The sequence below is a fragment of the Paenibacillus sp. FSL L8-0470 genome (genome assembly GCF_038008625.1).
GTDB lineage: Bacteria > Bacillota > Bacilli > Paenibacillales > Paenibacillaceae > Paenibacillus_AQ.
In genome coordinates this window covers 1270014-1286841 of sequence record NZ_JBBOZM010000001.1, presented here as the reverse complement: position 1 = coordinate 1286841, position 16828 = coordinate 1270014, and the positions used below count along the sequence as shown (strand labels likewise).

At 51.3% G+C, this 16828-nt stretch carries 11 protein-coding genes; 3 read left to right on the top strand and 8 right to left on the bottom strand.

The features are described 5' to 3' along the window. Positions 1-41: 41 nt before the first annotated feature. From NST99_RS05885 to NST99_RS05875, 3 genes are all read right to left on the bottom strand, one after another. Positions 42-1193, bottom strand: coding sequence for a winged helix-turn-helix domain-containing protein (locus tag NST99_RS05885; protein WP_341090294.1), 1152 nt, complete (start codon positions 1191-1193; stop codon positions 42-44). Positions 1194-1364: 171 nt separating this feature from the next. Then, the gene (locus NST99_RS05880; protein WP_341090291.1) at positions 1365-2042 is read right to left on the bottom strand and encodes a YjgB family protein; all 678 of its coding nucleotides are present in this window, start codon (positions 2040-2042) and stop codon (positions 1365-1367) included. A 241-nt stretch (positions 2043-2283) separates the two neighbouring features. Further along, the gene (locus NST99_RS05875) at positions 2284-8385 is read right to left on the bottom strand and encodes a chitobiase/beta-hexosaminidase C-terminal domain-containing protein (protein WP_341090290.1); all 6102 of its coding nucleotides are present in this window, start codon (positions 8383-8385) and stop codon (positions 2284-2286) included. A 211-nt stretch (positions 8386-8596) separates the two neighbouring features. Between NST99_RS05875 and NST99_RS05870 the strand changes: the two genes are divergently transcribed. Genes NST99_RS05870 through NST99_RS05860 form a run of 3 tightly spaced genes read left to right on the top strand, consistent with a single transcriptional unit; the run spans position 8597 to position 11853 of the window. Then, positions 8597-9220, top strand: a complete 624-nt coding sequence (locus tag NST99_RS05870; protein ID WP_341097571.1) for an RNA polymerase sigma factor — start codon at positions 8597-8599, stop codon at positions 9218-9220. Beyond that, entirely contained in the window at positions 9204-9542 is a 339-nt protein-coding gene (locus tag NST99_RS05865) for a hypothetical protein (protein ID WP_341090289.1), read from the top strand. The genes NST99_RS05870 and NST99_RS05865 overlap by 17 nt, the downstream gene beginning before the upstream one ends. Then, positions 9532-11853 carry a carboxypeptidase-like regulatory domain-containing protein gene (locus NST99_RS05860; protein WP_341090288.1) on the top strand — a complete coding sequence of 774 codons (2322 nt, stop codon included), beginning with the start codon at positions 9532-9534 and terminating at the stop codon, positions 11851-11853. Before NST99_RS05865 ends, NST99_RS05860 begins: the two co-directional genes overlap by 11 nt. 75 nt (positions 11854-11928) lie before the next feature. Here the strand turns inward: NST99_RS05860 and NST99_RS05855 are convergent, their stop codons facing one another. From NST99_RS05855 to NST99_RS05835, 5 genes are all read right to left on the bottom strand, one after another. Continuing rightward, the gene (locus tag NST99_RS05855) at positions 11929-12480 is read right to left on the bottom strand and encodes an RDD family protein (RefSeq protein ID WP_341090285.1); all 552 of its coding nucleotides are present in this window, start codon (positions 12478-12480) and stop codon (positions 11929-11931) included. 70 nt (positions 12481-12550) lie between these two features. Beyond that, complete coding sequence (gene abc-f / locus NST99_RS05850) at positions 12551-14392, bottom strand: ribosomal protection-like ABC-F family protein (RefSeq protein WP_341090283.1); 1842 nt, start codon at positions 14390-14392, stop codon at positions 12551-12553. 467 nt (positions 14393-14859) lie between these two features. After that, entirely contained in the window at positions 14860-15351 is a 492-nt protein-coding gene (locus NST99_RS05845) for a GNAT family N-acetyltransferase (protein ID WP_341090282.1), read from the bottom strand. Between the two features lie 5 nt (positions 15352-15356). Further along, positions 15357-15599 carry a DUF4362 domain-containing protein gene (locus NST99_RS05840; protein ID WP_341090279.1) on the bottom strand — a complete coding sequence of 81 codons (243 nt, stop codon included), beginning with the start codon at positions 15597-15599 and terminating at the stop codon, positions 15357-15359. A 186-nt stretch (positions 15600-15785) separates the two neighbouring features. Further along, positions 15786-16697 (bottom strand): L,D-transpeptidase family protein, encoded by a 912-nt coding sequence (locus tag NST99_RS05835; RefSeq protein ID WP_341090278.1) that lies wholly within the window; start codon positions 16695-16697, stop codon positions 15786-15788. Between the last annotated feature and the right edge of the window lie 131 nt (positions 16698-16828).

Here is a 16828-nt window from a genome sequence, read left to right as displayed (position 1 = left end):
AATTCATGATCCTACTGTATCGGAGAATTGTCAGAGAATTATCAGAGAGCTTTCAATATTTGCTTCAGCACATCCTCCAAAGACTGGGCAAGCCGGTCGAACCCCAATTCCTCAAGCTTGGCTGCAAATTGATTATCATATTTGTGCTGCAACGCTTGAGGAGGAGGGAACATCCGGCAGAAGTGATATATGCGGTACAACGCATGAAGAGGCAGAGGAACGAATCCGGTCATTCCTAGCACCTGCAGCCCTTCATCCAGCAGTTTCTCTGCTTCACGCCACTGCTTGTTGCGCAAACGCCATAGTCCTTTTACTATTTTATAGCTGCCAATCTCCCGCAAAAAAGGCTTGTCCAACAATACTCCCTCTATAGCCTCGTCCAGCCGTTCCAGCTCAGCATCTTCGGTTCCCGCCACCAGATGCACAAACAGCTCCACAATCATCATAACCGGAATGAAATTTTCATAACCGGGTTCAGCAATGACTTGATAGGACCTTTCCAGACGTTCCAGCGCCCTCTCCGGCTGCCCCGCTAAGGTGAACAAATCCAGAATTGTGAGGATCTCCAATTCCACCTGATCAGGTGGAGGCAGCAGTTTTTTCCGGATCACCTGCTCACAGTACGCCAGCTTCGGCTTGGGATCGCCGGAGAAAAAGTAGAACAGCAGCAGGTAAAAAAGCCGGTCCTTTAAAGGCACCTCTTTCGTATACAGCAGCCACTCCAAATCCCCTTGCACAAAGTGAATAACCATGGAATAATGCGGGTCCAGCTCATAGCCGAGTATGTCCTGCTGACGCGCGAGGGTGAGCATCGATTTGCCCTGGCCGTATACATGAAACTTGCCGAACACGTCACGCATCGTATCGCGCAGCTCCGGATCATGCGTGGTCGGTGTAATCATCACACTGCCCAAACCCGGCACTGCCAGACTATAACCAAAGCCCCGTACCGTCTTGATATCAAGACCTTTAAGTCCGCGGAGCTTTTTGCGCAGCCGGTAGATATGATCATCCACTGTCCGTTCCACCGGATACTCCAGCGGCCATACTTTATCCAGAAGCTGCTCCCGGCTGAAGGTCCGCCCCCTGTTATGGTATAAAAACTGCAGGAGTGCAAATTCTTTAGGCAGCAGCTCGATCGTCATTCCTTCGGCCGACACTTTATATTCGCTCCCGTTTAATTCCAGATGCATAGCTGAACCTCTTTTCCACGGATGAATCTATCACTTTATTATAACAGCCAGCCTTCACCCAGCTCCAGCGGGAAAAAGGCAAAAAGAGCAAACCCGCAACTTCCTGCAGGTTTGCTCTTCCTTCCACTCTACCTATTGCGGTTTGCAGCAGCAGTATCTCTTATCCGCAGATTATCCTGCCATATTGTTAACTGCATCCTGTTCAGAAAATACAGAGATATGATCCACGGTGCCGGAGGACTCCGGAATAATGAATTTGAGCTGGTATTCCTTGCCGGCTTGGTATATGTAGATCTTATCGCTGCCGTTCACCGCAGTGCCGCCCGGCTTGCCGAGTACTTCCTCAATCTGCTTCAGAGTCAACTTCTGCAGCTCAGCAGCGCTTGAGCGGACATCGAAGATCCGGCTGCCTTTATTGAAGCCAAATACGACATGTTTGTCGCTGTAGACTGAATACATCCCTTTACCCGCCGAATCCTTCGTGTCCGGCTCTCCCCATGCTGCTTCGACCTCATCTATTAAACCGCTGTGCGCAGCATATTCTACACCCGGCACTTTGCCCTGTTTGGCAAGCTGGAGCAGTTCTTCCAGCTGCTTGCTGCTATCCTGCAGAGCTGCAGCAGAAGACCCTCCAGCTCCAGAGCTTGGTGAAGCTGCCGCTGCCGGCTGTGAGGTTGGAGCAGATGAAACGCTCGCTGCCGGCTGTGAGGTTGCCGGTGCACCCGTACCAGCCGCCGTTGTCGGCGATGCAGATGCCGCCGCCTGTTGATCAGAAGAATCACAAGCCGTGAGCCCGATCACCCCTGCCAATATAATGATGCCGGCTATTGATCTAAATGTTGTTGTCATCTTGTCATCTCCTTGATCGACCCTAACGTTCCTGTAGTATGGGTTCCAGTAAGAACTAACTGCTAGTATTGACGGAGGGAAATAAAGAAAGGTTGCAGCAGCAGATACACTGCCAAGCAACCTGAAACAGTTAAAGCACAGGGATTACCATAAGTACTGAAACAACTTTTGGCACAAGAAAAGACGCCACTTGGCTGCCTCAGCAGCTAAGTGGCGCAATCGGAATCTTTTACCCGCTTGTCTAGATTAAATCCGACCGCTGCAGCAACCGCTGAATCATTGCGGCAACTTCGGCTCTTGTGATAGATGCCTGCGGATCTAATCGTGTAGAAGTTCTGCCGGAAACAATTCCGGCGGCAACACTATCTGCAGCACTGCTCACTGCCCATTTCGAAACGCTGCCTGCATCCGTAAAGGAACTCAGCAGCTCAGAGGCCTCTTTATTCTGTAGCTTATCTTTCAATGCGGTGATTTGCATTGCTTTTGCAATCATTGTCATTGCTTGTTCACGGGTGATCTTGTCCAGCGGACGGAAGTTGCCGTCTTCAAACCCGTTAATTAGTTTGTACGCATACGCTGTCTGCACTGAACTGCTATACCAATCCGAAGCCTTCACATCCGAGAAAGCACCCGTACCGTTCTCCAGTTTCAGACCTAACCCCCGTACAACGATTGCGGCGAATTCGGCCCGTGTAATCTCTGCAGCAGGATTAAACGTTCCGTTCCCAACGCCGTCAATAATCATGCGTGAGCCCATGTTGTTGACGATATCTTTTGCCCAATGACCGTCCATATCCTTGAATTCCAGCGGATGCCAGATAATCGAGTAGGTGCTGTTGGTCAAGCTATTGACGATGGCAAAATATTGTTGATCAATCTTAGCCACTTTTGTCGGCACATGTCTCACCGATCCGTCCGGCTCAACCACAATCCCGGTTGTAATTCTGTTCGGGTCCACACCATCCGGAAGAGCAATCATCCGCTCTACATAAGCGTTAAACTTCGTTATTTCAACCGTGGTATCCCCGTATTGAGCCCGGATTACAAAATCAAGTGGTGGAGCAGCAAGCGTAAACTCCCCTGCAGCCGCCGAATTCTCCACTATTCTCAGCGTATCCGCTGTCGGCTTAGCGATCTCAATTTGAATTTTGATATCTTCAAGGGCAACTGACGCTCCAAGCTGTGTTGAAATAGACTCAATGTTAATTTGCGCCGCAGGAAGCGTGTAAGTGGCATTTCCGCTTTTAAACTCAAGCACCGCCTGCTTTTGTTCCATACTCTTGATTATTTGGCCGCTTAACTCGCCTATGACAATATTAGAACTGCTGATCACCGGAATCGTTATCAGAGCTCTTTGGCCTTCGGCTACCAGTCTTTCTTCCAGCTTCTTCTGATCAACTACGACAGTTGTAACACTCTGCCCGTTCACGGTGGAGGTTGTTGCTGTTCCTGCTCTTTCCACCTTGCCATTAACAAAAACATCAACACCGTCGTTTGTCACTGGAGTCGTGCTTACAGGCGGGGTCTCATTCCCTCCTCCACCAGATGGCGCGGATGGCGCGATTGGCGTAACTTCGTTCGATAGAGCGGATGAGGCACTGCTGCCTGCACCGTTAATCGCTTTTACCGTAAAAGTATAAGCTGTGCCGTTTGTCAGTCCTGTAATTGTAATGGGGCCTGTTGTTCCAATCCCCACAATGTTGCCTGGCGAAGCCGTAACCTCATAACCGGTAATTGCACTGCCTCCGGTCTCTGCCGGGGCCGTAAAGCTTACCACCGCTTGTCCATTTCCGGCTACTGCGGTTATATCCGTCGGCGCGCCCGGAACCGTTTTTGGCGTTGCGTTCAATTCGTTCGAAGCCGCGCTATCCCCTGCTTCATTGGCCGCTTTGACCACAAAATAATAGACTGTTCCATTATTCAATCCTGTCGCCTTATAGCTGTATACCGAACTGCTGACTGTAGCTATTTCATTGCCGTATTCAGAGGAAGAAAGTCTCTGGAATATCTTGTACCCTGTTGAACCCGTAACCGGACTCCAGATCAGGTTGATCTCGCCATTACCGGCAAAAGCGGATTGCAGGAAAGGCACTCCCGGGATAGGCACCGACGTATCGGTTACTGTAATAACAAGTGTCTGCACTGCGCCCGCTGTAAAGTTGAACGTTAAGCTCGTCGTGCCTTCTGCCAGCGTAGCCAAGTAATCCTTCTGGAGCGTTACTGTGTTGCCTGACACGGTGTAATCACTTCCTGCGGCAAGATATGCCACACCGTTTGAGATGCTGGTGAGATTATTGTCATTCAGCATCATCGTTATTACAACATCCGCCTGTTTGCCCGTATTCTTGTCGAAGCTTGCAGTCTTCGGACTGATTGAACTGTTATTGGCTGTTGAAATCGTGTAGCTCTCGCTCAGCACGGAGCTGTCTGTCATCCCCGGTTTCACCGCGATGGCTTTAATCGTCGTCGCGCTCGTCAGGGTGATTGGACCGCTATAAAGCGTGCTGCTGCTGGTTGGCGTTGTGCCATCCGTCGTATAGTAGATCACCGCTCCGCTGGTGGCGCTGCTCAGCGTTACCTCCGTGCCCGACGCTACCTCGCCTCCGGCTGGATTCGCTGTCGGCGCTGCTACTTGCGCCATAATCGTGTAGCTCTCGCTCAGCACCGCGCTGTCTGTCATCCCCGGTTTCACCGCGATGGCCTTAATCGTCGTCGCGCTCGTCAGGGTGATTGGACCGCTATAAAGCGTGCTGCTGCTGGTTGGCGTTGTGCCATCCGTCGTATAGTAGATCACCGCTCCGCTGGTGGCGCTGCTCAGCGTTACCTCCGTGCCCGACGCTACCTCGCCTCCGGCTGGATTTGCTGTCGGCGCTGCAACCTGCGCCATAATCGTGTAGCTCTCGCTCAGCACCGCGCTATCCGTCATCCCCGGTTTCACCGCGATGGCCTTAATCGTCGTCGCGCTCGTCAGGGTGATTGGACCGCTATAAAGCGTGCTGCTGCTGGTTGGCGTTGTGCCATCCGTCGTGTAGTAGATCAACGCGCCGCTGGTGGCGCTGCTCAGTGTCACCTCCGTGCCGGACGCTACCTCGCCTCCGGCTGGATTTGCTGTCGGCGCTGCAACCTGCTGCGCTGCAATCGTGTAGCTCTCGCTCAGCATCGAGCTGTCTGTCATCCCCGGTTTCACCGCGATGGCTTTAATCGTCTTCGCGCTCGTCAGGGTGATCGGTCCGCTGTAGAGCGTACTGCCGATGGTTGGCGTTGTGCCATCCGTCGTATAGTAGATCACCGCTCCGCTGGTGGCGCTGCTCAGCGTTACCTCCGTGCCCGACGCTACCTCGCCTCCGGCTGGATTTGCTGTCGGCGCTGCAACCTGCGCCATAATGGTGTAGCTCTCGCTCAGCACGGAGCTATCCGTCATCCCCGGTTTCACCGCGATGGCTTTAATCGTCGTCGCGCTCGTCAGGGTGATCGGTCCGCTGTAGAGCGTACTGCCGATGGTTGGCGTTGTGCCATCCGTCGTATAGTAGATCACCGCTCCGCTAGTTGCGCTGCTCAGCGTTACCTCCGTGCCCGACGCTACCTCGCCTCCGGCTGGATTCGCTGTCGGCGCTGCTACTTGCGCCATAATCGTGTAGCTCTCGCTCAGCACCGAGCTGTCTGTCATCCCCGGTTTCACCGCGATGGCCTTAATCGTCGTCGCGCTCGTCAGGGTGATTGGACCGCTATAAAGCGTGCTGCTGCTGGTTGGCGTTGTGCCATCCGTCGTATAGTAGATCACCGCTCCGCTAGTTGCGCTGCTCAGCGTTACCTCCGTGCCGGACGCTACCTCGCCTCCGGCTGGATTTGCTGTCGGCGCTGCAACCTGCGCCATAATGGTGTAGCTCTCGCTCAGCACCGAGCTATCCGTCATCCCCGGTTTCACCGCGATGGCCTTAATCGTCGTCGCGCTCGTCAGGGTGATTGGACCGCTATAAAGCGTGCTGCTGGTTGGCGTTGTGCCATCCGTCGTATAGTAGATCACCGCTCCGCTAGTGACGCTGCTCAGCGTTACCTCTGTGCCCGACGCTACCTCGCCTCCGGCTGGATTTGCTGTCGGCGCTGCAACCTGCGCCATAATGGTGTAGCTCTCGCTCAGCACGGAGCTATCCGTCATCCCCGGTTTCACCGCGATGGCCTTAATCGTCGTCGCGCTCGTCAGGGTGATTGGACCGCTATAAAGCGTGCTGCTGGTTGGCGTTGTGCCATCCGTCGTATAGTAGATCACCGCGCCGCTAGTTGCGCTGCTCAGCGTTACCTCCGTGCCCGACGCTACCTCGCCTCCGGCTCCGGTTGGATTCGCTGTTGGCGCGTCCACTTGCGCTAGGAATCCGGTTGCCGCCATCACTAATTGCGAACTCCCGGAGATAACAATTCCACCATTCAGCTCCATCAGTGCATAAATCGCATTGATATCAATGTCCGACAAATCAACTCCAGCATCCTGCCAGGTAGAGCCCTGGTCTCCCGTGTAGTAAATCCCCGGAACATTGTTGCTGTCGTATGCTACTATATAAATATTGTTTCCCTTTTGTCCCATCATCGTAGAACCCCCGTAGAAACTATAAGTACCAGTTAAAGTTGGGGCGCTCCATGCCGAGAGATCATCACTCGTGCGGGAGAATACTTCATAGGTTATTGAATCATACCCGGTCAGGACATATTTACTTCCGTCATATACAATATTATTAAAAACATCCGTTTGATTCGGATAAGCACCGGAGTGATTTACCCAGGTGTCCCCATCCGCTGAGGTCCAGATACCGGCCTGGTCTACATTGCCGCTGCTATCATAACCATATCCTAAAGCTATAAATTGATTATTATCATAGGTTACGGTATATAGAGCATCAAGGGATTGCACAGGCAGCACAGGCTCATTCCAGACCACCCCGTCAACCGACGTTTTTATTTTGGGCACCGAGCCTAAGCCTGTCCCAACTGCAACAAATTTCCCGCTGCCAAAAGTGATATCTGTCAAAGATGTGGAATCGTTTATACTGCTCCGCACAGTCCACGCTGAACCATCGGTTGAGGTGGCCAGCGCTGTTGTCGTTTGACTCACGTCACCGATCGCCACGTATTTGTTATTGCCGTATGCTGCGGCCGTAAAGGTTCCTGTTCTTGAGGATAAAGCGGCTTTACTCCATGAAGTCAAGTCACCCGAAGTCCATATAGCCCCATCGCCCCCTTGTTTTCCAGCAGCGACATATTGGGATCCGTCATGGATAACTTCATAGAAAGCCCCTCCCCATTTATAGCTCCAATCCGAGCCGTTAGGGGATACCATCATTCCTTCATTTCCCAGACGGAAATATTTTCCGTTCACGAACATCGAGCTCTGAGTCACAAAATAATTCTTAAACGGCTGCATCGTCCATGTGGTTCCGTTCGTCGAGGTATACACAGCACCATAATTAGGAGATTCATAGCCGAACAAGTAGTATTTCGTACCATCATAAAATCCATTAAACATCTGATTATTATATTGAGAAGAATTCTGCTTAAAGGGGGCACCCAGTAAAGTGAAAGTTGAGAGGTCTGTAGAGGTCCAAATATATGCCAAAGGATCTGAAATATAATAGCGGTCCTTCATCCAGGTGATCATGTTTGTACCAATAGATGGTCCTGAAGGGCCTGACGGCTGTGCTACAGTCCAGGTTGTGCCATTCGTGGTGGAATATATTTTCCCGTTCCCGGCGCCAATAGCCAGTCTGGATCCATTATTCCCTACCGTTATTCTCGTTACATAATCGCTAGAAGCAAGGCCCGTAGGGACGACTGAGGTCCAAGTAATTCCGTCTGCCGACGTTAAATATTTCCCCTCTGTTGTGGCGTAGAATGCACTGTTCCCATTAAATTGAAGAAATTCAACATTCCCTATCCCCTTGCTCACATTGGAGGTGCGCTGCGTCCATGTTGTGCCGTCGGGTGAAGTCAGAATGACTCCCGCGCTCCCGGCTACGACAAATAATCCGTTTCCATAAGCTACCCCGTTAAAAGTGAAAGAGCTCGGATCTGCCACTCCAGTGTAGGTGATGTCTGCTTTTGTTTTTACGTTCACCCAGGTCTCTGCATCCGCTGATTTAATAATCGCCCCGTAGTAACCAACTGCGATATACGTATTATTGCCATAGGCAAGATCCGTCATTGCACTGGATGGTAAATTGTCGTAGCTTTTCAGCGTAAAAGAATCCGATGCAGGATTAGCAGCATTTACAGCCTGCGGGTGAAACAAGAACAGCGTTAGAACTCCAAGCAACATCGTTCCTACAGAAAAATAACTTAAACCTCTTTTCATCATTAGCTGCCTCCATTATGTGATCTCGTCTATGAAACTGACAATTTTGTGAACAAACTTTATATCCCATAATTCGACATCTTACGCCTAACTCCTCTAAAAATTAATCAATTAAAAAAATAAATAAAAAAGCAGCTATTTGGACAACTCCGCATAGTTGCTTTTGAGTTAATTCGATCTGCTATTCAACTCTGATTTAGCATCTAAGGATAAAATCCCCTGCTTACGCAACCATAATCCTCCAGCACGCATCTTAATAGTAAAGGGAGGGGAGCTTCATCTGGATATTATAGAAAGAATTATTGCTAGGGATGAGTCGGCTCTCCGCCTGTTGATGGAGCTTTATGGTGATGTGCTGCTCAGAACCGCCTGCCTGCTGCTTAAAGACCAGCAATCTGCCGAAGAAGCCGTGCAGGATACCTTTATTCAGGCTTACGCCAAAATGGCCCAGCTTCAGGATCCGCAGCGGTTAAAGGCCTGGCTGGTTTCCATTGTTGTCAACCGCTGCCGGATGAAGCAGCGGACGTGGGGCTGGCGGAGCATTTTCCCTGCGGCGGAGAGCGGACAATGGATGGAAGAGTCCGGTGCCTCCGCTGGAGCGGAAGAACACTTTATGGTGGAATGGCATCATGTGCGGTTGGTCGAAGCCGTCCGAAGCCTGGATTACATCTATCGTGAAAGTCTGACCTTGTACTATTTCCATGAAATGAGCATCCGCGAAATATCCGCGGAGCTGAACACAGCGGAGAATACGGTTAAATCCCGTCTGGCCAGAGGCCGGATGCTGCTTAAGCAGACTTTGGAGAAGGAGGGCATTTCCTATGAATACGGATCGTGAACAAATCAAACAGCGGCTTGATGAGGAGCTCCGTCCCGTCACTTTCACAGGTCATGAACAGGTACTGCGGCAAACCCACCCTCCTACGGGCCGGGCCCGTCTGCTGGCACTTTGGAACAAGGAGCTGGAAATTCCGCTCAAAGCTGTTGGGGCTTGCACGGCAATCCTCGTAACAGGAGCACTGCTGTTATATTCACCGCATACCGGTACTGAAACCCAGCAAGCTGTTCAGCAGCCGGGACAACGTGAATTAATCAAAGCCGGAGGCAATATGTACTGGAAAGACATCTATGAGCGGGCGGTGAAACGGTATGAAAATTAGATTAAAGGTCAAACATCTGGTGCTGTTTGTGCTGCTGCCCCTCTCTCTGTTGGCTATTGTAGCTGTTGTACAGCCTTTCTCACAATCCCGAACAGGAAGCCCCTCCTTATCGGCTTCCACAGCCAAGGATGATCGAATAAAACTTCTCAATACTCTAAGTGGCAGCACCGGCAGCAAACGGATAGAGCTGATCCGCACAAAGGTCATTGAACCCGGCAATCTAGATACCTCGTACAGCTTCAATGTGTATATCGGAGCTTCGATGACTCAGTCATCACAAAGCGAAAACGAAGAACCTCATTCCCCTCTGCTTCCCGGAGACAGGATCAAATTCCTGCAGGAGTATATTAGGCAAGGCCCTGCTGACTATTCTATGCTGAATGCGGTCAAGCAGCTGCTCTATGAGTACGACGTGATTGGCACAATGGATGATGAGGCTGACCAGGCACTGGCAGCTGCGGTGGAGCGGATTAGCAGCAACTCCTCCTTGGCAAAGGAACTGACGCTGATCCGGGCAGAACGGGCACTGAACAGCGGTAATTTTACAGCGGCGGAAGACCTGCTTAAGCAAGCGGATTTCCCTGTCCAGTACAACGATCTGGAAATAGATGCCCATACGGCCTGGCTTGGCGGACGGCTGCTTTTTGCCCAAGGGAAAAGCCGTGAGGCATTAACTCTGGTTACAGCCGCGCTGGAACGTTACCGGTTGGAGTGGGGAAAAGTGGAAAATGAATATGGCGGGGGCGAAACGCAGGAGATCCATTCGAGAAAAAGCGGCGATGACAGCAGTACTGGAGCCTTTGAACAGGGAAGTACTAACAGCGAAATTAGGCTTATTGCCCTTCAGACGGCGTTGCAAGCTGTTGTAGATATGGGTATCCATACACCGGCGACCCTACAAGGTACACTCACCAAAAGCAATGGAACCCCGGTGCCGCGCGCCGGCATCTTTCTCCGTGCGGAAAGCGAGATCTATCATAGTGTGATGCAAGATTCCGAACCCTATCAAATCGTTACCGACGAGAACGGGCATTTTGAATTCAGCGGGGTCATTCCCGGCTTCTATCAGCTTCAGATCGGCGTCAGCTTTGCCCAGATTGACGGCTGGACCTGGCCTGTACAGTCTGAGGACTGGATTGAAATCAAGCCAGGGGATGATTTCACCAAAAATATCGTTCTGCAGCCACTGCTTGAACTGAAATCTCCCGTAAATTCACAAGTGGTTACAGATTCCTCTGTTAAATTTGAATGGGAACCAGTAAAAACCGCGGCATATTACAACCTGAGCGGTACCGTCATAGAGGGAGGCTCATTCACTACCATAGTCCGGCAGAACATTAAGGATAATAAGGTAACCATCCCGGCAGAAGAGTTATACGATGCCGGCGGCTTCTCCATCAGCGGTGGCGCAGATGACTGGAAAACTATTGATCCGTCCTCCCTGCTTGGGTTCGCAGATCCTGAAGGCCGGTTCTCGTGGACCATCGATGCTTTTGATGAGCAAGGCAAGCTGCTTACCCGCAGCAACGGCTACCGGCTGAACGATGATACCGTGGGCAATCTGCCTTTCTTTTATTACAAGTCGCGTACACTTACTGCCGCAGATAAGCTTGTTAAGGACAAGAAGCTCGAACAGGCACTGCAAGCCTACCGCCGGGACTACGCTGCAAATCCGCAGGATGCCCATGCCCTGAAAATGCTAACCCATCTCCTGACAGCCAAAGCCTCCTATGCAAAAGATAAACAAGCGGAGGATGCAACAATTCCCTTGTTAATCCAGCTCGTTCAGCTGCGTCCGGATGCCAAGTTTACCTTTTCACTTGTAGATCACTACTTTGACCACGCCGACTGGATGAACTATAACAAATATTATTCCATATATAATGAGCTTGTTCAGGAAAAGCCAAGCTCTTATGTGATGGCCATCCATGCTGCCGCACTGATGTTTCAGGGGCAATTGGCAGAGGCCCGCAAGCAGTTTGCCGTTGCGCTGGAGGAAGACCTCAGCCACCGCTTTATCGGCAGCTATCTGGCGGCGGAACTAGCCGCCGGCCAGCCGCTTTCTTCCGTGCTGGAGCTGGCGAAACGTTATCCTGAGCACGGTTATCGAACAAGCGGTTACCGCTGGCCCCTGATGATCTTGAAGCTTCAGTCTGAGCGGGAAAAGCAGCCGGAGGTTTTTGACAAACTGCTGCAAGAGAAGCTTGCTTCTTATGTCGCAGGTGAATCGGAGGCATTGCAACAATGGACCAAGGAGGGGGAGCCTTCAGCACTGAAAATCTTCATGAAGGCTGTACTTGAGGTTAGTTAAGGGGGCACTTTTTCCGGAGACAAGTAAAGGGATAGAATCGGGTAGTTGATCAACCCGTTTCCCTCCCCTTTTGTCTTACTTCAGTTCATCCAGTGCGTCTTTATTTACTACATATGTTCCGGCCATCATATCGTGGAATGCCCGGTTGTAGCGGGTAACCACAATAATCAGGCAATCTACAATAATAATAAGACCCAGAATCTCATTAAGACCATTGTTCAGATTCGCCCAATCGGAAAAATAGCCGGACAACGAAGAAATCATCTTTTCATCAGAAGTTATAACTACCGCAAGCAGCGAGTTGATCAGATAAAGACTGTAGCGGATCACCGACTGCTTCACCGTAGGAAAAGCGCCGCTTCCGTTTACAATTCTTGTTTTGAGCAGCAGCCTCCCCGGTGTCCCGCCATACTTCACAACCATAAAAATATTGAATGCTGCCAGCGCCCCCCACTCAATCAACAGCGGGATTAAAGAATTGTAATTCTCCGCCGCTGAAAGCGACCATCTATTCAGATAATAGGCGGGAATGGCCAGAATAATAAAATCCAGCAGGCTGATCAACACCCTTTTCCAGAATCCCACAAAGTCACTCATTTCAAGCCTGGTTTCCAACGTTTGCCCCATCGAATATTGCACGCTCCCCCTGGAGTGTTTTTACTGCTTCTTCATTCTAAGAAGTAATTCTCCATAATATTCAGTTTTCCTCCAGCAGCGTCCCGATGGTTTTCCGAAGATTCACAATCTCTGCCATCAGTTCCCGGTTCTCTTCCTCTGTCTCCAGGGCATCGCTCCGCATAAGCCGGGCCAGGCTCATCTCCAGCAACTGCAATTCTCCTTCACGAGTCTGCTCCTCAGGGGTCAGCACCCGGCCGCGTTCCTTTGCAGTATATTCCTCATAAGTGCCCGGGAAAAACTGCGGTCTCCGCCCATGCTCCAGCAGCAGCAGCCGGTTGGCGACCTTAGTGTGCAGATAACGGTCATGGGAAACGATAACCAGCCCGCCCGGATAGGCCGCAAGCGCCTCTTCCACCCGTTCCCGGGTGTCGATATCCAGGTAATTAGTCGGTTCATCCAGCACCAGCAGATTGCCTCTGCCGAAGTAGAGGCGGAGGAACGCTACCCGGCATTTCTCGCCCATACTAAGGTCGCCAATGTGCTTAAAGACATCTTCCCGGGGGAATAAAAAGCAGCCCAGAATCGTCCGTGCCTCCGTCTGCGTCATCCCCGGCAATTCCAGCAGACTGTCCAGTAAGGTCGATTCAGGATTGAGATGATCCAATTCTTGAGCAAAATAACCGATTTGAGTACGCGGATGTTGAGTCACTTCACCGCCGGAGGGCTGTGCAACTCCTGCGATCAGCTTCAGCAGCGTGGACTTCCCGGCACCGTTCGGTCCCAGAACGGCAAGCCGGTCGCCCCGCCGCAAGGAGAGATTGAAATCCTCCAGCAGCGCCAGGTTGTCTCCATAGGCACAACGGATATTGTGTAAGCTCAGCAGCGCATCTCCCTGGAAAGCTTCACTCTCCAGCTTCATGTTCAGCTTGGGTGCTGCTTTCGGCAGCTCCACGCGATTTTTCTCCAGCCTTGCCAGGCTGGCCTCCTTGGCATGGAGGCGGGAAACATTCTTCTTCGATTTCGAGCGCAGGAAATCGTTCTGTCCGGCGGCGCGGTGCGCCTGCTGGAACCATTCCGCGTAACGGCGGATGCTCTCCAGCAATTGCTCTTTCTCCTGCTCCTGCTTTTTGTATTGCCCTTCAAGCGTGCGGGCCTCCAGCGCTTTCTGCTCGCGGTATTCCCTATAGGCGCCGGGATAACGGCGGCAGCCCTGTGGAGTCAGCTCCAGCACAGCAGTAGCTGTCCGGTCAATGAAAGTACGGTCATGGGAAACGTACAATACCGTACCGGGATAGCTCCGTACCCATTCCTCCAGCCACTCCATCGTCTCATTGTCCAGATGATTCGTCGGCTCATCCAGCACCAGCAGCTTCGGCTGCCGGGCGAGCAGCGCAGCGAGCTGAACCCGTGTCTTCTGGCCGCCGCTGAGCAGGCGGTACGGCTGGCCCCATAACACAGGATCAAGCTTCAGCTGTCTGAGGCATTTCTCCACCTTGGCTTCCCAGCCATAGCCGTCCAACTGCAGATAGCTCTCATAGACCTCTCCATATTCGGCCACCGCCTCTGCATCAGCACCTTCCGTATCCTGAAGCTGCTTGCCCAGTATCTCTAGTCTGCCTTTAAGCGCAGCTAGCTCTTTCCAGCCGGAGAAAACATACTCCAGCACGGATATTTCAATTGAGATCTCCAGCTGCTGGTCCAGCACACCCCATGCCTCCGCGGGCAACCCGTAAGAGACACTGCCCTCCTCAAAGGCCAGACGGCCGAGCAGTCCTTGCAGCAGCGTCGTCTTGCCGATCCCGTTGCGCCCGAATAACAGCACGCGCTCCCCTTCGGTGATTTCAAACGACACACCTTCAAATAGGGCAATGCCATTCCACTCTTTGCGTATATTTTTGGCTTTTATTAAGGTCTTGGTCATATTCATTCCTCCGCTTCATCAAATACCGAAACTAAAAAAACCGCAGCCAGCGGCCTGCGGTAGAGTCGTGTATGAAGGGGGAGCGATGCCAGGAAACAGAGGTGCGGACGTAGCCTCCCCTGTTTAATTGCAGGGCAAGCCGTCAACACCAGCTTCAATCCTCTATTAGCATCGTATAGGCCCCGAACGACACACGTATCCCCGACCGTACACCCTGCAAGGGCGTCCCGTGGCTTGTGCATAAGCACATCACAAGTTAACTGGTCTGTTGCTGGGAAACGTGTTAGTTATTCATCAGTCGGGTGAACCTCCGTAATTGTCCGAATTTATTATTGGTTACAGTATATAAAGCCTGCCCGCGATAAGCAAGGTCAAGAATAATTATAGTTAAGAGCTACCTGTGATCAGCATTAACTCCGGGTGGGATCTCCTCATAGGAAATCATAGCAGTCTCAGTCTCGTTAGGGTCATAGCTCTTTTTGCATTGCGATCCCTACTAGCTTCTCGCCATCCGGTTTGACCAGCACCTTATATCCGCAGGGGCTGAATCCCTGCTTGCAATAGAACAGCAGTGCTCTTGTATTCGTATTGTGGCAGTATAGCTTCATCGTCCGGACTCCATGCTCCTGCTTGGCGGTATCCATCATGGTTTGGAGCAGGTGAGCCGCAACCCCCGTCCCCCGGTAGCTTGGACTTACAATCACATTGCCCAGCCAAATGGTATGGCTCTCCTCATCCTTATCATAAAGATTGGCATAGGCAAGCGGCTCCGGCGCATCACCGGATACGATGACTGTCGGGCTGTATCTGTTCTCAAGCACCTTCAGGATTTGCTCCGCCGTCAGCGGATAGTGGAATTTCGGGCTTACTAAATAAACTTCTTCGGCGTCCCGGACAAACGTACAGATGGTGTCCAGATCCTCCTGTGCTAAAGTCCGGCTGGTCAAATTCAGTGTCATACGGCTCACTCCTCACTCAGTTGTTTTCCTTGTATCCTCAGACTGAAAGAATCCGCCAGATCACTATTTTTGCCGGAGCATCCAGTCAGCTTATATTCAATCTTCTTACCGGTGACCTCTTTACTGATTCCTTTGCAGACACTGGTTCTGACTTTACCTTTTGCGTACTCATCGTGGGTATTGTCATATTTAAATTTTACCGTTTCTCCATCATAGGCAAGATCAATATAGATCGGGTCAGCTTTCATCGAAAACCTCCTTTGCACTTACCTACCTATAAATTCAATATTTATCCTGTAAATCCTGCCCTATCCCCGGTGAAGTGAAAAGCGTTTAAAAATTCCGCCAGTCGTCCAGCAGGCGTTTATGTTAAAAAAACCGTAGCCGGATGCCTTCCCGTCTGCGGTCTTACAATAATTACGATGAACGTTAATTTAGTCCGCGAAAGTCACTGTCTGCTCCTTCGGCTTCCAGGTGAACTGCAATCCGAATAGCCCGGTGACGTTGTCCAGCGGAATGAGCAGCCTGCTGCTCTCCAGCCGTGAAGCTGTCATTGCAACCACTTTCCCATTAACTACCGCTTGAGCAGTCTGCGGCTTGTGAATCACAGTGTGATCCCCGATGGTAATAATAAGTGCACCGGTCCCTGGCTGAAGTTTCAATGTGCCGCCCCAGAGGGCGACGGATTCTCTTAGAGGAATAAAGACTTTGGAGTCCTCCACTACAAAAGGATCCTTTAGCTTTACACTTTCACCATGAATGATGTACGTCCCGGCGAACACTTTATGGCCGAGTGTATAACCTGCTTTGGAAGCAATGGTTTCCATATCCGATGAGGAGGACGTAATAATAACGGTTGTATTCTTGGCCACCCGCGGATACAGCCAGTGGATATCGTCATTATGCATCCGGATGCAGCCGGCGCTGACATATTTGCCGATGGAGGATTCATTATTGTTGCCATGAATGGCGTAAGTTGTGCCCATCGTGCCGTTCACTTTTAGTCCGAGCCAGCGGTCACCGAGCGGATTGGCCGGATCTCCGCCGGGAATCTTCTCCTTGTAGTAAGGTCTGTTCTTGACCTTGACCACAATCGGAAAGCTACCTTCAGGGGTCAGGCTTTTCGTTTTGCCCGTTGCCACCGGAAAAATCTTCTCTAGCTTGCCGCCGCTAAAATAACCGAGTTTGTTTGTCTTCTTGTTGACAATGATCAGCTCTGACGACGCTGCCTTTGCTGCCGCCGCTCCGGGAAAGCAAGCCGTAAACAGCAGCACAAACATTAGCACCAGCTTGATACTGTGCGCCCAATAAGCCTTGCACCAGCCGGCCTTATCATGCGGATTCATGTTGCCCCACCTCCAGGTTATGGGTGATTATAGAAAGTCATCTAGATAGACGAAATCAAAGTTCATTAGTTGCACCGCTGCCTGTACCTATTCGTTCTTGCTAGTCCCACGCTCCTAAAACTGAATGGCCA